Genomic DNA, 17,235 nt, shown 5'->3' on the forward strand with positions numbered 1-17,235 from the left:
ATGATGAACACCAATTTCAATGTGACCCGGCGCACCCTGTCCGTCCTGGTGGAGAACGCCGCCGGCGTGCTCTCCCAGGTTTCCCGGCTCTTCTCCCGGAAGGGCTACAACATTGAGTCTCTGGCCGTGGGCACCACCGACGACCCCCAGGTCTCCCGCATCACCATCGAGGTCATGGCCGACCAGGCCATGGCGGAGCAGATCATGAACCAGCTGCGCAAGCAGTTCCCCGTCTACTCGGTGCAGGAGCTGCTTCCGGAGCGGTCCATCCGCCGGGAGCTGGTGATGTTCAAGGTGAAGGCCGAGAACGCCGACACCCGGAACGAGGTCATTCAGATCGCCAATATCTTCCGGGCCTCCATTATCGACGTATCCCTGGCCTCTCTGACGCTGGCTCTCATCGGGGACGAGTCCAAGGCCGACGCCATGCAGAAGCTGCTGGAATCCTTCGGCATTCTGGAGCTGGTCCGCACCGGCATGGTGGCCCTGGAGCGGGGCGCCTACACCATCAGCGACGAGAACAAAGAAAAGGCCGAATTTAATCTCGGTAAAGCCGCGCTGTAACGCTCCCTTCGGCCTTTTCTTGGGGCCCCCGCGCAGCGGGGCGCGCCGTCAGGCGCGTACAAGGCTTTGGGCCACAGGCCCGAAGCCTTGGCGCAGGGGCGATTCATTCGCCCCGAGCATGTAAAAAACCGGGGCCCCCACAGAATGGCACATTCTGTGGGGAAAAAGGCCGAATTTAACTTGGGTAGGGCGGCGCTGTAACCCCCTTGGCCCATACTGATTCCTGATCTCCGCGAAGCGGAGCGACACGGAAAAAACCAGCTGATTGTATCACAGTTATCATTCTTTGAAACGCTGCTGTGGTAGAATGAGGCGGCATAAATCGCTGGGAATTATGAATCTTACGGAAATACAAAGGAGTGTATCACCAATGGCAAAGATGTACTACGAAAAGGACTGCGAGCTGAGCTATCTGGATGGCAAGAAGATCGCCATCATCGGCTACGGCTCCCAGGGCCACGCCCACGCCCTGAACCTGAAGGATTCCGGCTGTGATGTGTGCGTGGGCCTGCGGGAGGGCTCCAAGAACTGGGCCAACGCCGAGAAGGCCGGCCTCACCGTCAAGAACATCCCCGAGGCCGCCAAGTGGGCCGACATCGTGATGATGCTCATCAACGATGAGGTTCAGGCCGAGGTCTACAAGAAGGACATCGCCCCCTACCTGGAGGAGGGCAACGCCCTGGCCTTCGCCCACGGCTTTAACATCCGCTACCAGCAGATCGTGCCCCCCGCCGGCGTGGATGTCTTCATGGCCGCCCCTAAGGGCCCCGGTCACACCGTCCGCTCCACCTATGTCAGCGGCAAGGGCGTGCCCTGCCTGGTGGCCGTGGAGCAGAACGCCACCGGCAACGCCTATAAGATCGCTCTGGCCTATATCGCCGGCATCGGCGGCGCCCGGGCCGGCGTCATGGAGACCACCTTCCACGACGAGACCGAGACCGACCTCTTCGGCGAGCAGACGGTGCTCTGCGGCGGCGTGGTGGACCTGATGCGCTGCGGCTTCGAGGTGCTGGTGGAGGCCGGATATGAGCCGGAGAACGCCTACTTCGAGTGTATCCACGAGATGAAGCTCATCATCGACCTCATCAACAAGGGCGGCGTGGCCGCCATGAACTACTCCATCTCCGACACGGCGGAGTTCGGCGAGTACGTCTCCGGCCCCCGGGTCATCCCCCACGAGGAGACCAAGGCCCGGATGCGGGCGGTGCTCTCCGACATCCAGGACGGCACCTTTGCCGGCAAGTGGATCGCCGAGAACAAGAACGGCCGCACCTTCTTCAACTCCAAGCGGGATCAGCTCAAGAAGCACCAGATGGAGATCGTGGGCGAGGAGCTCCGCAAGAACATGATCTGGGGCGGCGACAAGGATCTGGATACTGCCTCCAACTAACACCGGGCACGAGCCCAGCGAAGCGGGTCGCGCCCGGAGAGGAGGCGCAAGGGATCGGACTTTGCGCCGACGAGGGGCGGAGATAAGGACCTGGACGCTGCCTCCAACGAATCCCGCCTCCGCATTCAAAACAGCAAAAACCCGCCCCTGGTGAAGTCCCTGGGGGCGGGCTTTTTTGCGTCAGAGGGCTCCCTGCGGGCTCCTCCAGGGCCAGCAGCCATTGGGTAAAGGCATCCTTTCTCTAGGGCTTGTTTGAAACATGTCAACATGCCCAACCGGCGGGTCTTTTGCCCCCTGGACGGCGCAATTTTTCCTTGAAATCCGCCAGGATTCCTGCGAAAAAATTGCTTGCCAGAGGCCCAAAATCCCTCGCTGCCGGGCAGGCCAGGGGAGCCGTTAGACGGTGGCGATCAGCAGGCCGGGCCGGGCCTCCCCGGCGGTCTCTGTGACGGAGAGGCCCAGCAGGGCGGCCAGGCCCTCGGCGGTGACGCAGTAGTTGCCGGGGGTCATCAGAACGGCGGGGAGTTCCACGGCCTGGCCGTCCACCCGGACGGTGAGGTTGACCTCAGAGAAGGCGGGGGGCATGGTGGAGTCCTCCACGGACGCACCGGCATAGGCGGCGCCCCGGGTGAGGACCACGCCGTTGTCCCAGGACAGGTCGAAGGCGGCGGCAGTGTTCTTCAGGGCGCAGGCCAAATCCCGCAGGCGGAACCAGCTGGCATCCCCCTGGGTGTAGACGAAGGCCTCCCCCACCAGGACGCCGTCCACGCTGACGTTCTGGTTCTGGGCGGCGGCGTTGGCCTGGGCTTGGGCCGCCAGGGCGTCATAGTCGGCCAGGTTGTAGCTCTCGGCGTAGGGCGGGTCCAGCAGGCCGTCGTTGATATAGCCGATGAGCTCGGCCCGGCGGGGATCGTCCTCGCTGAGGTCCACCCCCACGATCCGCCAGTTGTTGTCCACCTCCGGGGCCACGGGGGAGTGCGCAGCGAAGTAGGCCACGATCATATCCCGGATGGAGTTGGAGGACTCCCACTCCCTGGCGCCGGAGATGATACCCTGGGCCTTGAGGGCAGAGGAGTAGCGGTAGTTGTTCACCGCCAGGGTCAGGACCTGATTATCCTGGAGGGGCTGGCCCTGGAACATGACGTTCTGGATGCGCTCCCCCTTGGGCTTGGACAGGTCGATCTCGTAGTCCACACCAGCGAACATATCGTAGAGGTAGTCGGGGTACTCGGGGTCGAAGGAGATGTTGATGTCCCCCTCCTTCCACTGGTTGTAGCACTCGGCGGACCACTCCATGTAGGCCTTGAGCTCGGCACCGGTGACGGAGACCCGGTAGAGGGTGTTGTCAAACTTGTAGATGTCGAAGATGTTGCCGTAGTTGATGTCGCCCTCGGGCAGGTCGCTGGTATCCTTGAAGAGGGCGGCAGCGGAGACGTCTGCGCCGGAGTTCTCCAGCTGAATCTTGTTGATGAGGTCCATGACGGCGGTATCCATCACCCGTCCGGCGGGGATGCCGTGAATCTCGTTCTCCGGCTGGAACCTGGCGGTGGTGGAGCCCAGCGGGGGCAGGGGCTCGCCACTTTCGTCGGTGCCGCCGGCGATATAGTCGATGGTCCTCTGGTGGGCCTCGGCCACCAGGGGGATGTCCCGGATTTCCTGGCTGGGCTCCACGCCTTCCATGTCCACGATGGTGACGGCGCTGCCCACCACGTTGTTGCCGGCGTCCAGGGTCAGGTCAAAGCGGGCGATCTCCCGGCCGCCGTTGCGGACGCCGCCGATGACGGTGTTCCCCTGCTTCTCATTGACGGTGGTATGGTTGTGGGCCACCTGGAGCACGTCGATCTCCGGGTTGTCGTCCAGAATCTTCTGGGCAGAGTCGGAGCCGCCCTCCTCGTCAAATTCGGCGTACATGCCCATGTGGGCGGAGACCACGATGACGTCGGCCTGATCACCGATTTCGCCGATGGCCCGGCCCACGGCCACGTTGGCGGCCTCATAGGCGGCATCGTCGATGCCCTCCTTGCCTCCGTCCCAGATGGGCACGTCGGGGGTGACCACCCCGATGACGGCCACCCGGATCCCGTCCCGCTCTACGATGGTCCAGCCGGCCCCGGTGACCAGCGCGCCGGCGGCGTCGGTGACATTGGCGGCCAGGACGGGGAATTCGGCCTGGGAGAGGATGGCCTGCATGGTGGGAATGCCCCAGTTGAACTCGTGGTTGCCCAGGGTCATGGCGTCGTAGCCCATGTAGTTCATGGCGGTGATGACGGGGTGGGGCTCCTGGGGGGTCTTGTTGTAGAGATCATCGGTCATAATAGTGCCCTGAATGTCGTCGCCTGCGTCGATCAGGATGGCGTCTGGGTCCTCGGCGCGGACCTGCTGGATGTAGGTGTAGAGCCGGGCCATGCCGTTGTTGGAGGTCTCGCTGTTGTCCTCGTAACTGAAGCCCCAGATGTTGCCGTGCAGATCTGAGGTGCCCAGGATGGTGAGATGCTTCTCTCCGGAATTTCCCTCTGCGGCCAGGGCGGCGGAGGGAAGCAGGGAGAGTCCCATGCTCAGGGTGAGCAGGATTGGGAGCAGCCGCTTATCAAATTTCATCGTCCTATCCTCCTTATCGTTTGTCTGCGGTGGGCCGGGTGACGCAAATCCATTCTATCAGCTCACGGAGAAAAAACAAGTCGCGCAGCCAGTATATTTGTTCCCTTTGCCAGAGTGGAAGCCTGGGGCCTGCGGTATGGGCCTTCCCCGCAGGTCCATTCGGCGCCCCGCCGCACCAAACCCTCCGGCGCACATAGAATGGAGTGGACACCTGGGCGGAGGTACCCCCCGCCGCCCGTGCGCCATCCGACACCATTCTTAGGAGGTATTGCAATGCCTGAAAAGGTCGTGCCCGGTCCCGTGCAGGACAACGCCTGTATCCGGGAGGCCGTGTGCATACACACGAAAAAAATCTTCGATAGCTGCCGGGATAAAGACTGCATCGAGGACCTTCGGTTCTATCCCACCCAGGGCTCCCAGAGCGCCATTGAGCGGGCCATCAGCATTAAGCCCGGGTCGGCGGAACTGCTCTATGTATACATTGATGTGGAGCCTGTGGGCTTCAACCGGGGCTTCTACACGGTGGACGTACGCTACTTCTACCGGGTCACCGCCGCCGCCTTTGTGGGGGCCGCCCGGCCGGTGGAGATCTGCGGCCTGTGCGTCTTTGACAAGCGGGTGATCCTCTTCGGCAGCGAGGGGAACGCCAAGATTTTCAGCTCCGAGGCCAGCTTCGGCTGCCTGGACGAGCAGAACCTCAGCAAGAGCAGCCTTCCCACTGCCGTGGTGGAGGCCGTGGACCCCATCGTCCTGAGCATGAAGCTGGTGGATGTGTGCGAGTGCCGCCCCTGCGACTGTGAGCTCACGGACATTCCCCCCTGCATCTGCGCCTGCTTCGGCAGCGACCTGTGCTTCGGCGGGGAGGGCAAGCGGGTCTATGTCACCCTGGGCCAGTTCTCCATCATCCGCCTGGAGCGGGAGACCCAGCTGCTGATGCCGGCCTACGACTACTGTATGCCGGAGAAGGAGTGTGCCTGCGGCTCCTGCGGCGAGGAGGACCCCTGCGAGGTCTTCCGCCACGTCAAGTTCCCTGTGGACGAATTTTTCCCGCCCAACAGCTTCTCCTGCGGCGACGGCCATGACCCCATCCCCGGCTGCTGCCGGTAGGCTGAACCGTAAGGCCCATAAGCACAACAGGCGCACCGGACATTCCGGTGCGCCTGTATTATCTCCTATGATCTCCGGACCCGGCCTGGCTTGGCGTTCTTCTTGGGCTTTGGCTTAGCCCAGCCCGCCTTCCGCCTGGGCTGGGGGTCGTTGTGCTCACCCCGTTTCCCCTTCTGCTTGTACCGCTTCTCCTCCGGCTTACGGCCCCCCTTCCGGGCTGGGCCTCCTCCGCTGCGGGCCGGATGGCCGGGCCGCAGCAGGCACTCCTTTCCATAGCCGATCAGGTCCTCCCGGTGAGCCTCCCGCAGGGCCTCCAGCACCAGAGGGCGCTTCTCCGGGCGCTTCCACTGCATCAGAGCCCGCTGCATGGCCTTGTGGCGGGGATCGGTGGGGACGAAGACCGGCTTCATAGTCCGGGGGTCCAGGCCGGTATAGTACATACAGGTAGAGAGCGTCCCCGGCGTGGGGTAGAAGTCCTGGACCTGCTCCGGCTGGCGGCCCCAGCGGTTGAGCTGCTCCGCCAGCTTCACCGCGTCGCCCAGGGTGCATCCCGGGTGGGAGGACATGAGATAGGGCACCAGGTACTGCTCTTTGCCGTACCGCCGGTTCAGGCGCTCATACTTCTGCCGGAATTTTTCATAGATCTCGATGTGGGGCTTGCCCATCTCGTCCAGGACCTCGTTGACGCAGTGCTCCGGGGCCACCTTGAGCTGGCCGGAGACGTGGTGCTGCACCAGATCGGCAAAAAACTCCCCACCGGGGTCCTTCATCATGTAGTCGAAGCGGATGCCCGAGCGGATGAAGACCTTCTTCACCCCCGGCAGCTGCCGCAGCTTCCGCAGGAGGCTCAGGTAGTCGGTGTGGTCGGCGTCCAGGTTGGGACAGGCCGCGGGGGACAGGCAGGCCCGGTGCCGGCACAGCCCCGCTTTCAGCTGCTTCTGACAGGAGGGCCGCCGGAAGTTGGCGGTGGGTCCCCCTACATCGTGGATATAGCCCTTAAAGCCGGGGTGACAGGTGAGCTCCGCCGCCTCCCGGAGGACGCTCTCGTGGCTGCGGGAGGTAACCATGCGCCCCTGGTGGAAAGCCAGGGAGCAGAAATTGCAGGCCCCGAAGCAGCCCCGGTTGTGAATCACCGAGAAACGGACCTCCTCAATGGCGGGGACGCCCCCCAGGGCGTCGTACATGGGGTGGGGCTCCCGGACGTAGGGGAGGGCGAAGACGTCATCCAACTCCTGGGTGTCCAGAGGCATGGCCGGGGGGTTGCAGATGAGGAGCCGGTCCCCGTGGCGCTGGAGGATGGCCCGGCCCACGATGGGGTCGTGCTCGTCGTACTCCACCATGTTGGCCTGGGCGTAGGCCCGCTTGTCGGCCCGTACCGTCTCAAAAGATGGGACCTCCACCATAGGATAGGCGCACTCCCCTGGGTGGCGGCCCAGGAAGCAGGTGCCCTTGACGCCGGTAATTTCTGAGATGGGCGTACCCGAGGCCAGCCGGGCGGCGATCTCCCGGGTGGCCCGCTCCCCCATGCCGTAGACCAGCAGGTCGGCCTGGGCGTCCAGGAGAACGGAGCGCCGGACCTTATCCTCCCAGTAGTCATAGTGGGCGAAGCGCCGGAGGCTGGCCTCCAGTCCGCCGAGAATCAGGGGGATGTCTCCAAAAACCTCCCGGACCTTGTTGGCGTAGACGATGGAGGCCCGGTCGGGGCGCAGGCCGGTCCGCCTGCCCGGAGAGTAGGCGTCCTCGGTCCGGCGGCGCTTGGCCACAGTGTAGTGGGCCACCATGGAGTCCAGGTTCCCTGCGGAGAGCATCACCCCCAGCCGGGGCCGTCCCAGAGCGGTGAATGCCTCCGGGGAGCGCCAGTCCGGCTGGGCCAGGACGGCCACCCGGTAGCCCTCAGCCTCCAGCACCCGGGAGATGATTGCCGGGCCGAAGGAGGGGTGGTCCACATAGGCGTCCCCGGTGATGACCAGGAAGTCATAGTCCTCCCAGCCGCGGGCGCGCATATCGGTTTTGGAGACGGGGAGGAATTGGGTGTTCATAACAGTTTCCCTCAATATCTTCAAAATGTTCCGGAACCCCTTCCGGCTGGGAGCCAGACCCTGGAAGAGGACCTAGATTACCCCCGGCGGGGGTCCTCCCCATAGCCGATGTACTTCTCCAGCAAATCCAGGGGGACCCGGCTGCCGGCGGCGCTGCCCACCCGGTAAAAGCCGTAGCGCTTGTAAAACCGCTGGGCCACCAGGTTGTCGGGGGCGCACCGCAGCCGGAGGCGGGTCCGGCCCAGGGGCCGGTAGACCGACACCGCCTGTCCGATAAGCTGAACCCCCAGACCCCGCTTCCGGTAGTCCGGCAGCATGTAGACGAAGGGGATGCAGCCAATGCCCTGGCCGGCCTCCCGGCCCAGGTCCAGATGGAGCAGCCCCACCAGCTTCTCCCCCAGCATGGCGCAGGTCAGGGCCCGCCGGTCCTGCCGCCACTGGGCCAGGGCGTCGGCGGCAAAGGCGTCCCCATCGTAGTTCTCCCAGGAGCCGTGGATGTCCAGCCACGCCTCCTCCCGGCACTGGCGGAAGAAAGCCTCCTCCCGCTCCATGTCCAGGGGGCGGAACCACAGGTTTGCGTCGGCCATGCTGCCGGTGTCCTGCCGCCACCAGCGCTGCCGGGCGAAGGTGGAGATCTCCTCCGGCAGATGGCTGGCGTCGTCATGGAAAACCACCCGGACCTCCTCCCCCCGGAACTCCAGCAGGGAGACGGCGGTGTTGTCGCTGTGGGGCAGATTGGCGGACTCGGCGATACTCAGCCCCTGGAAGACGGCCAGGGCGTTTCGGATGGCGGTGCCGTGGCACACCACCGCCACCGTCTGGCCGGGATGGCTGCCGGCGATCTGCCGCAGGGCGCCGGAGATGCGCTCCCGCAGGATTTGGAATGTCTCTCCCCCCTCCACCTGCCAACGCGCATCGGTGGCGTTGAAAAAGCCAAGCTGCCCGGCGTCGGTGCGGGCCACCTCCCCCCAGGTCCTGTCCTCCCATACTCCCATGGAGACCTCCCGGAGGTCCCTGCGGGCGGCGAGGGTCAGCCCCTTGGGCCGGTAGATGGCTTGGGCGGTGGTGCAGGTGCGAAACAGATCGCTGGAGTAGACCGCGTCCACCGGGATGTCTGTAAAGCGGTGGGCCAGGGCGGCAATCTGCCGGTAACCGTTGTCCGTCACCAGGCTGTCATACTGTCCATGGATGCGGCGGTAGAGGTTTCCCTCGGCCTCCGCATGGCGGACCAGATAGAGTTTTGTCGCAGTTGTGCTCATAGAAACCTTCTCTCTCAAGCATACTCATTCCCGATACCCGGCCAGGGCCCGGTGGACCACGTCCTCGAAACTCTCAGTCGCCCCCCAATCGAAGCGGAACAGCCCCTCTCCCCCGCCGCCGCCGATGCAGCGCACCCGGGTCCGGCCGGTGAAGTCGTCCAGAATCACCGTGAGGGTCAGACGGTTGCCCGCCCGGTAGTAGTGCTTTTCATAGACGTCCACCACGCAGCGGCAGCCGTCGGCGCTCTCCACAGTATGGCTCCCGATGAGGGTCCCCGTGATGCTGTCGGTCACCGCCTGGAAAACCCGGTCCTGGCACTGGTCCAGGTCCAGGGAGACAAAATAGCTCTGCTCCATGGGATTCCCCCCTATTCCCAGGGCCGGACGGCCCCGGTGAGCTCCGAGATGCGGCTGAGCCCCTGGGCCTCCGCCAGAGCCAGGAGCTCGTCCCGGATCCGCACGGGAGCGTAGACGTCGGCAAAGGAGGCGGTGCCCACCGCCACCGCCGTAGCCCCGGCCAGCATCAGCTCGGCGGCGTCGGTCCCGGTGGAGACCCCTCCCATGCCCAAAATGGGCAGGTCCACAGCGGCGCGGACCTCCCACACCATGCGGACGGCCACCGGCAATACCGCCGGGCCGGAGAGCCCCCCGGTGTTCATCTTCAGGATGGGCCGCCGGGTCTTCACATCAATGCGCATCCCCCGGATGGTGTTGATGAGGCTCAGGGCGTCGGCCCCCGCCCCGGCTGCCGCCCGGGCAATCTCGGCGATGTCAGTGACGTTGGGGGAGAGCTTCACCATCACGGGGACGGCGGCGTGGCGCTTGGCCACCTCTGTGACCTCGGCGGCCAGCTCGGGCCGGGTGCCGTAGGCCAGACCCCCCGCCTTCACATTGGGGCAGGAGATGTTGACTTCAATCATGTCCACCCCAGCCGCAGAGAGCTTTTCACACATCCCGCCGTACTCCTCTGGGGTGTTCCCCGAGATGTTGGCGATGACCTTCACATCGTGCTTTCGGAGCTCGGGGAGCTCCTGGGCGATAAATGTGTCCACACCAGGGTTCTGGAGACCCACAGAGTTGAGAATGCCCATAGGGGTCTCGGCGATTCGGGGGGCGGGGTTGCCCTCCCGGGGCTGGGGGGTCAGGCCCTTGACGCAGATGGCCCCCAGCTCGCTCAGGTCAAAAAACTGCCCGTACTCCCGGCCAAAGCCAAAGGTCCCCGAGGGAACCACAATGGGGTTCTTGAGCTCCACTCCGGCCAGGTCCACCCTCTGGTCAAGCATCCCAGCTCACCTCCTCCGCCCGAAAGACCGGGCCGTCCTTGCAGACGTGCTTCCGGCGTCCGTCGGCCATGTCGCAGGCGCACACCAGGCAGGCCCCCACGCCGCAGCCCATGCGCTCCTCCAGGGAGACCTGGCAGCCCACGCCGTAGGTTTGGCACACCTGGGCAACCGCCCGGAGCATGGCCTTGGGCCCGCAGGCCAGGACCTCCGGCGGCGCTGGCCGCCCGGAGCACCCGGTGCACAGTACCGGATCACAGGTCCCGCAGGCCTGGGCCTGCAAAAACTCCTCCACCAGCTCAGTGACGAAGCCCTTCCGCCCGGTGGAGCCGTCGTCGCTGATGACGTTCAGGGACCGGCAGCAGTCGATGAAGTCCCCGGTGAGCATCCGGCGCCCCTCGTCCCGGAAGCCCAGGACGGCGTGGACCTCCTTCCCAAGGCGGGCGGCCTCCTGGGCGCAGCCCAGCATGGGGGGCACACCGATGCCGCCCCCCACCACCAGGAGCCGCCGGCCCGAGAGGTCAAAGCCGCGGCCCAGGGGGCCCAGCACGTCCACCCGGTCCCCCGGCTTCCGGCGGGAGAGCCAGGCGGTGCCCGCCCCCCGGACCTCAAAGACCACCCGAAGCGTATTCTCCCCCCACTGGCAGACCGAAATGGGCCGGCGCAGAAGCCGCTCCCCGCCGCACTTGAGGTGGACAAACTGGCCGCAGGAAACCTGGGCGGCCATAGCCTCCCCCGTCTCCAGGGTCATGGAATAGGCGAACTCATTCAGGCGGACCAGCTCCGCCACCGTACATTCGGCTTGGATTGGCATGGCAGCTTCCCCTTTCTTGCGTGTGGAGCCCCGGTCAGCTCCGGTCCTGTCTCTCCCTGTCCCGCTCCAGCCAGCGGGGGTCCCGGTAGAACTCGTACCGCCCGCACTGGGGACACAGGTAGAGGTCCGCCCGGGCGCACAGGTAGTTGAGCCGGGCCGGCAGCAGGGCCGGGCTCAGAAATTCCAGCGCCGCCCCGCAGGCGGGGCAGCGTTTTTCCGTCGATTCCTTGCGTGCTTCTTCCATGCTCAACCCTCCCAATCCGGCTTGTCCGGGTCCCTGCCCAGCCAGCGCCGCTTTTTCTTTTTCTCCGGCCGGACGGGCTCCGGGACGGGCGCTTCCTCCGGCTCCGGGCTCTTTTGCGCCGGGAGGCAGGTCGTGCCGCAGGAGGGACACTGCTCGCTCTTCCCCATCCTCCGGCAGCGGGGGCAGAAGTAATCGGGCAGAGACTCGATGTATGTTCGACGCTCCTGGGCCCGCTGGGCCTCCTGGAGGCGGGCCTCCCGGTCCTCCTCCCGCTCGAAGAAGTCGAAATGGCCGCAGGCGGGGCAGCGGTACAGGGCGGCCTCGAACACCTCGATCCTCCAGCCCACTATATCATCCCGCACCCGGAAGTCCCGGAGATATTGGGATTCCTGGCCGCAGCAGCCGCACCGCCTGGGCGGACGGTTCCTCTCCATAGGGCCTCCTTTCTCCGGGTCTAGGGCTTGTTTGAAACATGTCAACATGCCCAACCTGCGGGTCTTTTGTCCCCTGGACGGCGCAATTTTTCCTTGAAATCCGCCAGGATTCCTGCGAAAAAATTGCTTGCCAGCCGCCCAAAATCCCTCGCTGCTGGACACATCGCCAATTTTCAATCAAGCCCTAGCGGATGGTCACATACGCGCCGATGGCGTCCCGCATCTCCTCTGCGGCGGCCCGGGCGGCCTCCTGGTAGTCCAGGCCGTCCCGCCCGGTCTTCTGCCAGGCGCACATAATGGACCGGGAGGCGTTGACAATGGCCCCGCGGCCCTCCCCATCAAAGGCATATTGGACATCCTGGGCGGTCCCCCCCTGGGCCCCGTAGCCGGGGACCAGGAAGAAGGTGTGGGGCAGGCGGGCCCGCAGCTCGGCGAGCTCCTCTGGGTAGGTGGCACCGGTGACCGCCCCCGTCAGGCCGTAGCCGTATTTCCCGCGGCTGTCCGCCCCCAGCTTTTCGGCCATATCTCCCAGGAGCTGATAGACCTTTTTCTCCCCGGCAGTGAGGTTCTGGAGCTCCCCGGAGCCAGGGTTGGAGGTCTTGGCCAGAAGGAAGAGGCATTTTCCATAGGTTTTGCAGGTCTCCACAAAGGGCTCCAGGGTGTCGGAGCCCATGTAGCCGTTGAGGGTGACGCAGTCGGCCCCGAACGCGGAGAGGGTCTTCCCCCCCACCTGGGTCTCCCCCAGCCAGGCGTCGGCGTAGGCCTGGGCGGTGGAGCCGATGTCCCCCCGCTTGATGTCGGCGATGACAAAGAGGCCCTTCTCCCTGGCGTAGGCGATGGTACGGGCCAGGACGGCCATGCCGTGCCAGCCCAGCCGCTCGTAGTAGGCCGCCTGGGGCTTCACGGCGGGGACCACGTCACACAGGGCGTCCATGAGGCCCTGGTTGAACTGCCACACCGCCTGGGCGGCCCCCTCCAGGGTCTCGCCGTACCGGCCATAGGCCTCCTTCAGGATATGGGGCGGAATCTGCTCCGGCTTGGGGTCCAGGCCGGCCACGGTGGGGTTCTGCTTCTGGATGATCTGCTCCTGTAAGCGGTCAAAAGACATGTTCAGCGCCCTCCCTCATCTCGATAGACAATCCTGCCGTCCACGATGGTGTATTTGACCCTTCCCTTCAGCCGCTTTCCGGCGTAGGGGGTGTTCCTCCCCTTGGAGGCGAACTGCTCCGGGTCCACCGTCCACTCCTGGTTGGGATCGAAAATGGTAAAGTCCGCCGCCCCCCCCAGGCTCAGCCTCCCCCTGGGAATGCGCAGGATGCAGGCCGGGTGGAAGGTGAGCTTTTTCAGCAGGTCAGACAGGTCCAGCCTCCCGGTGTGGTAGAGGGCCGTGAGGGTCACCCCCAGGGCGGTCTCCAGCCCCACCATGCCGCTGGGGGCCTCGGCCAGAGGCCGGGCCTTCTCCTGGGCGGCGTGGGGGGCGTGGTCGGTGGCGATGACGTCGATGGTGCCGTCCTGGAGGCCCCGGATGATAGCCTCCACGTCCTTTTTGGTCCGCAGGGGCGGGTTGACCCGGGCCAGACTCCCCTGGGAGAGGACCTCCTCCTCGGTGAGGGTGAAGTACTGGGGGCAGGTCTCGCAGGTGATGGCCACCCCATTCTTTTTAAACTGTCGGACAATATCCACGCTGCCGGCGGTGGAGATGTGGCAGATGTGGACAGCTCCGCCGGTCTCCTCGGCCAGCATGGCGTCCCGCATGACCATCAGTTCCTCGGCGATGGCCGGCCGGCCCGGGAGGCCCAGGGCCCGGGAGACCCGGCCCTCGTTGACGGCGTAATTGCGGACCATGCTGGCGTCCTCACAGTGGGAGAGGATGGTGAGCCCCGCCCGCCGGGCCCGGATGAGGGCATCCCGCAGGAGGTTTGCGTCCTGGACGGGCACGCCGTCGTCGGAGAGGGCGGGGACCCCCGCCTCCTTCAGGGCCTGGGCGTCGGTCAGGGCCTCCCCCTGCTCCCCCATGGACACCGCCCCGATGGGCCACACCCGGACCCCGCAGCACGCCGCCGCCCGGTCCCGAATCCAACGCACCCGCTCCGGCGTGTCGGTGACCGGCCGGGTGTTGGGCATACAGGCCACGGAGGTAAAGCCCCCCCGGGCCGCCGCCTCCGTGCCGCTGGCGATGTCCTCCTTGTACTCAAAGCCGGGCTCCCGCAGGTGGACGTGCATATCCACCAGCCCGGCACAGACCGTCAGCCCCCGGGCGTCCAGCACCTTGGCGTCCGGCGCCCGCAAATCGCTGCCGATGACGGCCAGCCGGCCGTCCTCCACCAGAATATCCATCACACCGCCGATCCCCCCCACTGGGTCCACCAGCCGGCCCTTTTGGATGAGCAGCTTCACATCATCGCTCCTTTCCGGACCGGGCGGGGTACGTCCCCCGTCCCGGCTGTGCGTCCATTCCTCCGCCCCCTCCGGGGGCACAGAAAAGGGGCGTGCGGCGCCCCCATTCTGTCATTGATTTGGCAGACAATATTATAAAAGATACCGCAGCGTTTGGCAATGGATTTTTTGTGAATCCGGGACATACTAAGGCGGGACCTGAAAAGGAGGGAAAGAACATGGACGCAAAGCACACCATGCGGAACATCGGCCTGGGCATGGCTGCCGGGGCGGCGCTGGGGATGCTGCTGGCCCCCCAGAAGAAGACCTGGAAGGCCACCGCGAAGAAGGCGGCCCGGGCCGCTGAGGACGCGGCGGAGAACCTGTCTCAGCGCCTGGGAATGTAGCCGCAAAAAAGGGATGGAGGACTGCGGCAGGCAGTTCTCCATCTTTTTATCCGGCGGCTTCCAGGGCTTGTTTGAAAATTGGCGATGTGTCCAGCAGCGAGGGATTTTGGGCCGCTGGCAAGCAATTTTTTCGCAGGAATCCTGGCGGATTTCAAGGAAAAATTGCGCCGTCCAGGGGGCAAAAGACCCGCTGATTGGGCATATTGACATGTTTCAAACAAGCCCTAGTCGGCACGGACCTCGCTGGCCGCTGCGGGGGCGGCCTCCGCCGGGAAGCCCGCCCGGGCGATGCCCCGCCGGAGCCAATTTCCCCGGAAATAGTAGACCAGGTAGAGGGCCGAGGTGACCCCCCAGCTGATGGGGTAGCTCACCAGGATGGTCTCTAGGGCCGGGTAGCGGGAGAGCCCACCAGCACCCAGACCACCCGCAGGACGCACACCCCGCCGCAGGTGAGCAGCATGGGCTTCAGGGCGTCCCCGGCCCTGCGGGCCGCGCCGGAGAAGATCTCAATGCACACAAACAGCAGATAGAAGGGGGAGATGTACCACATCATGTGGGTCCCCAGGGCGATCACCGCCCCGTCGGGGCTGAACAGCCGCAGCAGCACCGGCGCGGCCAGGCAGTAGACCAGGCTGATGCCGAGGCTCACCCCGGCGGTCAGGGCCAGGCAGGCCCGCACCCCCTGGCGCAGGCGCTGGTACTTCCCCGCCCCGAAGTTCTGGCTGACAAAGGTGGTGATGGACACGCCGAAAGCGCTGGAGATCATCCAGTAGAAGCCGTCGATCTTCTCAAAGGCGGTATAGGCCGCCACCGTCACGGTGCCGAAGAGGTTCAACCGGGACTGGAGGACCATGTTGGAGACGGTGTACATATTGGACTGGATGCCGGCGGGCAGGCCGATGCGGAGGATGGCCAGCAGCTTCTCCCGGTGAAAGCGCACCTCCCGGGGGCTGACGCTGTAGACGCTGCCCGGCCGGAGGAGGGAGAGGGCCACCAGCACGGCGCTGACCACCTGGGAGAGCACCGTGGCCAGGGCCGCCCCGAAGACGCTCAGGCCCAGCACCGCCACGAAGAAGAGGTCCAGCACAATGTTGGTCAGGCAGGCGGCCATGAGGAACCAGAGGGGGCGTCTGGTGTCCCCCACCGCCCGGAGGATGCTGGCCCCGATGTTGTAGAGGAAGGAGGCCGCTGTCCCGCAGAAGTACACCCTCAGATAGACCACGGCGTAGTCCATCACCTCCTCCGGGGTGTCCATCAGCCGGAGGGCGGGGCCGGAGAAGCGGATACCGGCGGCGGTGATGACCGCCCCGGCAGCCAGGGCCAGGGCCACGGCGGTGTGGACGGCCTCATAGACGTCCTCCCCCTGCCGGGCGCCGTAGTGCTGGGCGATGACCACCGTGGCCCCGGAGGAGACGCCCACAAAGAGGTTCACCAGGAAGCTGATGATGATGGCGGTGGAGCCCCCCACCGCCCCCAGGGCGGCGGTGCCCACATAGTTTCCCACGATGATGGCGTCCACAGTGTTGTAGAGCTGCTGAAAAAACGTCCCCAGCAGAATGGGGAAAAAGAACGAGAGCAGGGGCCGCAGAATGGGCCCCTCGGTAAGTCTGATTCTGCACCGGCAGGACTTCCCTTCGTCACAAAGAGGTTCCCGCCGCCGGGCCTTCGGCCCGCCGGCGGGACGCGGACACCACTATAGCAGGTTCTGCCCGTTGATGTCAAGATGGAAGGCCAGACCGAAAAACTCCGCCGCCTTCCGGCAGAGGATCATCCGCTGCAAAAAGATCTCAAAGTAGTCCATGACGGCGCAGACCCCGGTGTTGATGCTCAGGGAGAGGGTCACCGTCCCCTGGCCCCGGTCCAGGGTCAGGTCGGAGCGCTCCACGGCGTAGTTGACCCGGTCGTGGATGTCAAAGTTGATGGTGTCCCGGTTACGGACCCGGCTGCGGCGCACGTCGGTCTTGTCCGCCAGCAGCAGCGCCGCCGCAATGGCGTTCACCGGGAAGGCGGTGGGGTCGTCGTGGTGGCCGATGGCGGTGATGACCGCCGCCACATGGGCCGGCTCCATGCCCATCTTGTCCAGAATGCGGAAGGCCATCACCGCCCCGGTCTGGGCGTGGTCGTTGCGGTTGACCACGTTGCCGATGTCGTGCATATAGGCGGCGATGCGGCACAGCTCCACCGTGGTCCCGTCGTAGTCCAAATCTTGCAGCAGGTCCCCCGCCACCTTGGCGCACCGGCCCACATGGGCGAAGCTGTGTTCGGTGTAGCCCAGGGCCAGCAGGGAGGCGTCCGCCTGGGTGATGTAGGTCTGAATCTCCTGAGACTGCTTGACTGCCTCAAAGGTCACATTCATTGGGCGTTCTCTCCTTTTCCCCGGCGGGGGCTCCGGGCCCTCCGCCTCACCCCGTTATCATATCCCATCGCCCCCCGCTTTGCAACGGCTGTTTTTTAGGCCCCCTCTCTGAGGGGGCTGTCAGCGTCAGCTGACTGGGGGAGTTTTCAACGTTACTGGCCTCTCCCCCGCTCTATGTCAAAACGGGAAACGTGCTTCACCCAAAATAAGAAAGCGTATTCATAAGCGTTTCACGAGTGTATGAATATGAGAGATTTTAACCATTGTCTCTTCAGACGCGGAGAGGATCTCATAATCTTTGCTGAGACGTCTGGAATGGCCCAGCCATGCCAGCGTGCGCGCAACAACCCAGCGCCAGGGGAGCTTT

17 protein-coding genes are annotated in these 17,235 nt (G+C 65.1%); 4 read left to right on the forward strand and 13 right to left on the reverse strand.

What is annotated here, in order from left to right:
• Positions 1 to 3: 3 nt before the first annotated feature.
• Positions 4 to 564, forward strand: a complete 561-nt coding sequence (ilvN, locus tag Q0K09_RS05080) for an acetolactate synthase small subunit (protein ID WP_294473732.1) — start codon at positions 4 to 6, stop codon at positions 562 to 564.
• A gap of 370 nt (positions 565 to 934) precedes the next feature.
• Entirely contained in the window at positions 935 to 1,954 is a 1,020-nt protein-coding gene (gene ilvC, locus Q0K09_RS05085) for a ketol-acid reductoisomerase (RefSeq protein ID WP_294473709.1), read from the forward strand.
• Between the two features lie 396 nt (positions 1,955 to 2,350).
• On the opposite strand, the gene Q0K09_RS05090 is transcribed toward ilvC, so the two are convergent.
• A complete protein-coding gene (locus Q0K09_RS05090) occupies positions 2,351 to 4,552 on the reverse strand; it encodes a 5'-nucleotidase C-terminal domain-containing protein (protein ID WP_294473711.1) in 2,202 nt (733 codons plus the stop codon).
• Between the two features lie 273 nt (positions 4,553 to 4,825).
• On the opposite strand from Q0K09_RS05090, the gene Q0K09_RS05095 reads away from it, so the two are divergent.
• The gene (locus Q0K09_RS05095) at positions 4,826 to 5,659 is read left to right on the forward strand and encodes a hypothetical protein (RefSeq protein ID WP_294473712.1); all 834 of its coding nucleotides are present in this window, start codon (positions 4,826 to 4,828) and stop codon (positions 5,657 to 5,659) included.
• A 65-nt stretch (positions 5,660 to 5,724) separates the two neighbouring features.
• Here Q0K09_RS05095 and Q0K09_RS05100 read toward each other — a convergent pair whose 3' ends face one another.
• From Q0K09_RS05100 to Q0K09_RS05140, 9 genes are all read right to left on the reverse strand, one after another.
• A complete protein-coding gene (locus Q0K09_RS05100) occupies positions 5,725 to 7,698 on the reverse strand; it encodes a YgiQ family radical SAM protein (RefSeq protein WP_294473714.1) in 1,974 nt (657 codons plus the stop codon).
• A 77-nt stretch (positions 7,699 to 7,775) separates the two neighbouring features.
• On the reverse strand, positions 7,776 to 8,957 hold the full coding sequence (locus tag Q0K09_RS05105; RefSeq protein WP_294473716.1) for a bifunctional histidine phosphatase family protein/GNAT family N-acetyltransferase: 1,182 nt from the start codon (positions 8,955 to 8,957) through the stop codon (positions 7,776 to 7,778).
• A 24-nt stretch (positions 8,958 to 8,981) separates the two neighbouring features.
• Positions 8,982 to 9,314: a DUF6054 family protein gene (locus tag Q0K09_RS05110; protein ID WP_294473717.1), complete on the reverse strand. Its 333-nt coding sequence runs from the start codon at positions 9,312 to 9,314 to the stop codon at positions 8,982 to 8,984.
• A gap of 11 nt (positions 9,315 to 9,325) precedes the next feature.
• The gene (locus Q0K09_RS05115; protein ID WP_294473719.1) at positions 9,326 to 10,240 is read right to left on the reverse strand and encodes a dihydroorotate dehydrogenase; all 915 of its coding nucleotides are present in this window, start codon (positions 10,238 to 10,240) and stop codon (positions 9,326 to 9,328) included.
• Positions 10,233 to 11,051 (reverse strand): dihydroorotate dehydrogenase electron transfer subunit, encoded by an 819-nt coding sequence (locus Q0K09_RS05120; RefSeq protein WP_294473721.1) that lies wholly within the window; start codon positions 11,049 to 11,051, stop codon positions 10,233 to 10,235. Before Q0K09_RS05120 ends, Q0K09_RS05115 begins: the two co-directional genes overlap by 8 nt.
• 34 nt (positions 11,052 to 11,085) lie before the next feature.
• Positions 11,086 to 11,295 carry a hypothetical protein gene (locus tag Q0K09_RS05125; RefSeq protein WP_294473722.1) on the reverse strand — a complete coding sequence of 70 codons (210 nt, stop codon included), beginning with the start codon at positions 11,293 to 11,295 and terminating at the stop codon, positions 11,086 to 11,088.
• A 2-nt stretch (positions 11,296 to 11,297) separates the two neighbouring features.
• Positions 11,298 to 11,729: a hypothetical protein gene (locus tag Q0K09_RS05130; RefSeq protein ID WP_294473725.1), complete on the reverse strand. Its 432-nt coding sequence runs from the start codon at positions 11,727 to 11,729 to the stop codon at positions 11,298 to 11,300.
• 184 nt (positions 11,730 to 11,913) lie between these two features.
• Positions 11,914 to 12,837, reverse strand: coding sequence for an orotidine-5'-phosphate decarboxylase (gene pyrF / locus Q0K09_RS05135; RefSeq protein ID WP_294473726.1), 924 nt, complete (start codon positions 12,835 to 12,837; stop codon positions 11,914 to 11,916).
• 2 nt (positions 12,838 to 12,839) lie between these two features.
• A complete protein-coding gene (locus Q0K09_RS05140) occupies positions 12,840 to 14,126 on the reverse strand; it encodes a dihydroorotase (protein ID WP_294473727.1) in 1,287 nt (428 codons plus the stop codon).
• Positions 14,127 to 14,344: 218 nt separating this feature from the next.
• Here Q0K09_RS05140 and Q0K09_RS05145 point away from each other — a divergent pair, with 218 nt between their 5' ends.
• Positions 14,345 to 14,512 carry a hypothetical protein gene (locus tag Q0K09_RS05145; protein ID WP_294473728.1) on the forward strand — a complete coding sequence of 56 codons (168 nt, stop codon included), beginning with the start codon at positions 14,345 to 14,347 and terminating at the stop codon, positions 14,510 to 14,512.
• Positions 14,513 to 14,736: 224 nt separating this feature from the next.
• On the opposite strand, the gene Q0K09_RS10750 is transcribed toward Q0K09_RS05145, so the two are convergent.
• The 3 genes from Q0K09_RS10750 to Q0K09_RS05155 form a co-directional block, all read right to left on the reverse strand.
• Positions 14,737 to 14,883 carry a hypothetical protein gene (locus Q0K09_RS10750; RefSeq protein WP_365931514.1) on the reverse strand — a complete coding sequence of 49 codons (147 nt, stop codon included), beginning with the start codon at positions 14,881 to 14,883 and terminating at the stop codon, positions 14,737 to 14,739.
• Positions 14,884 to 14,894: 11 nt separating this feature from the next.
• Positions 14,895 to 16,031: an MATE family efflux transporter gene (locus Q0K09_RS05150; protein ID WP_365931517.1), complete on the reverse strand. Its 1,137-nt coding sequence runs from the start codon at positions 16,029 to 16,031 to the stop codon at positions 14,895 to 14,897.
• A gap of 174 nt (positions 16,032 to 16,205) precedes the next feature.
• The gene (locus Q0K09_RS05155; RefSeq protein ID WP_294473729.1) at positions 16,206 to 16,868 is read right to left on the reverse strand and encodes an HD domain-containing protein; all 663 of its coding nucleotides are present in this window, start codon (positions 16,866 to 16,868) and stop codon (positions 16,206 to 16,208) included.
• Positions 16,869 to 17,235: the final 367 nt, after the last annotated feature.

This window comes from uncultured Intestinimonas sp. (genome assembly GCF_944387725.1).
Taxonomy (GTDB): Bacteria; Bacillota; Clostridia; order Oscillospirales; family Oscillospiraceae; genus Intestinimonas.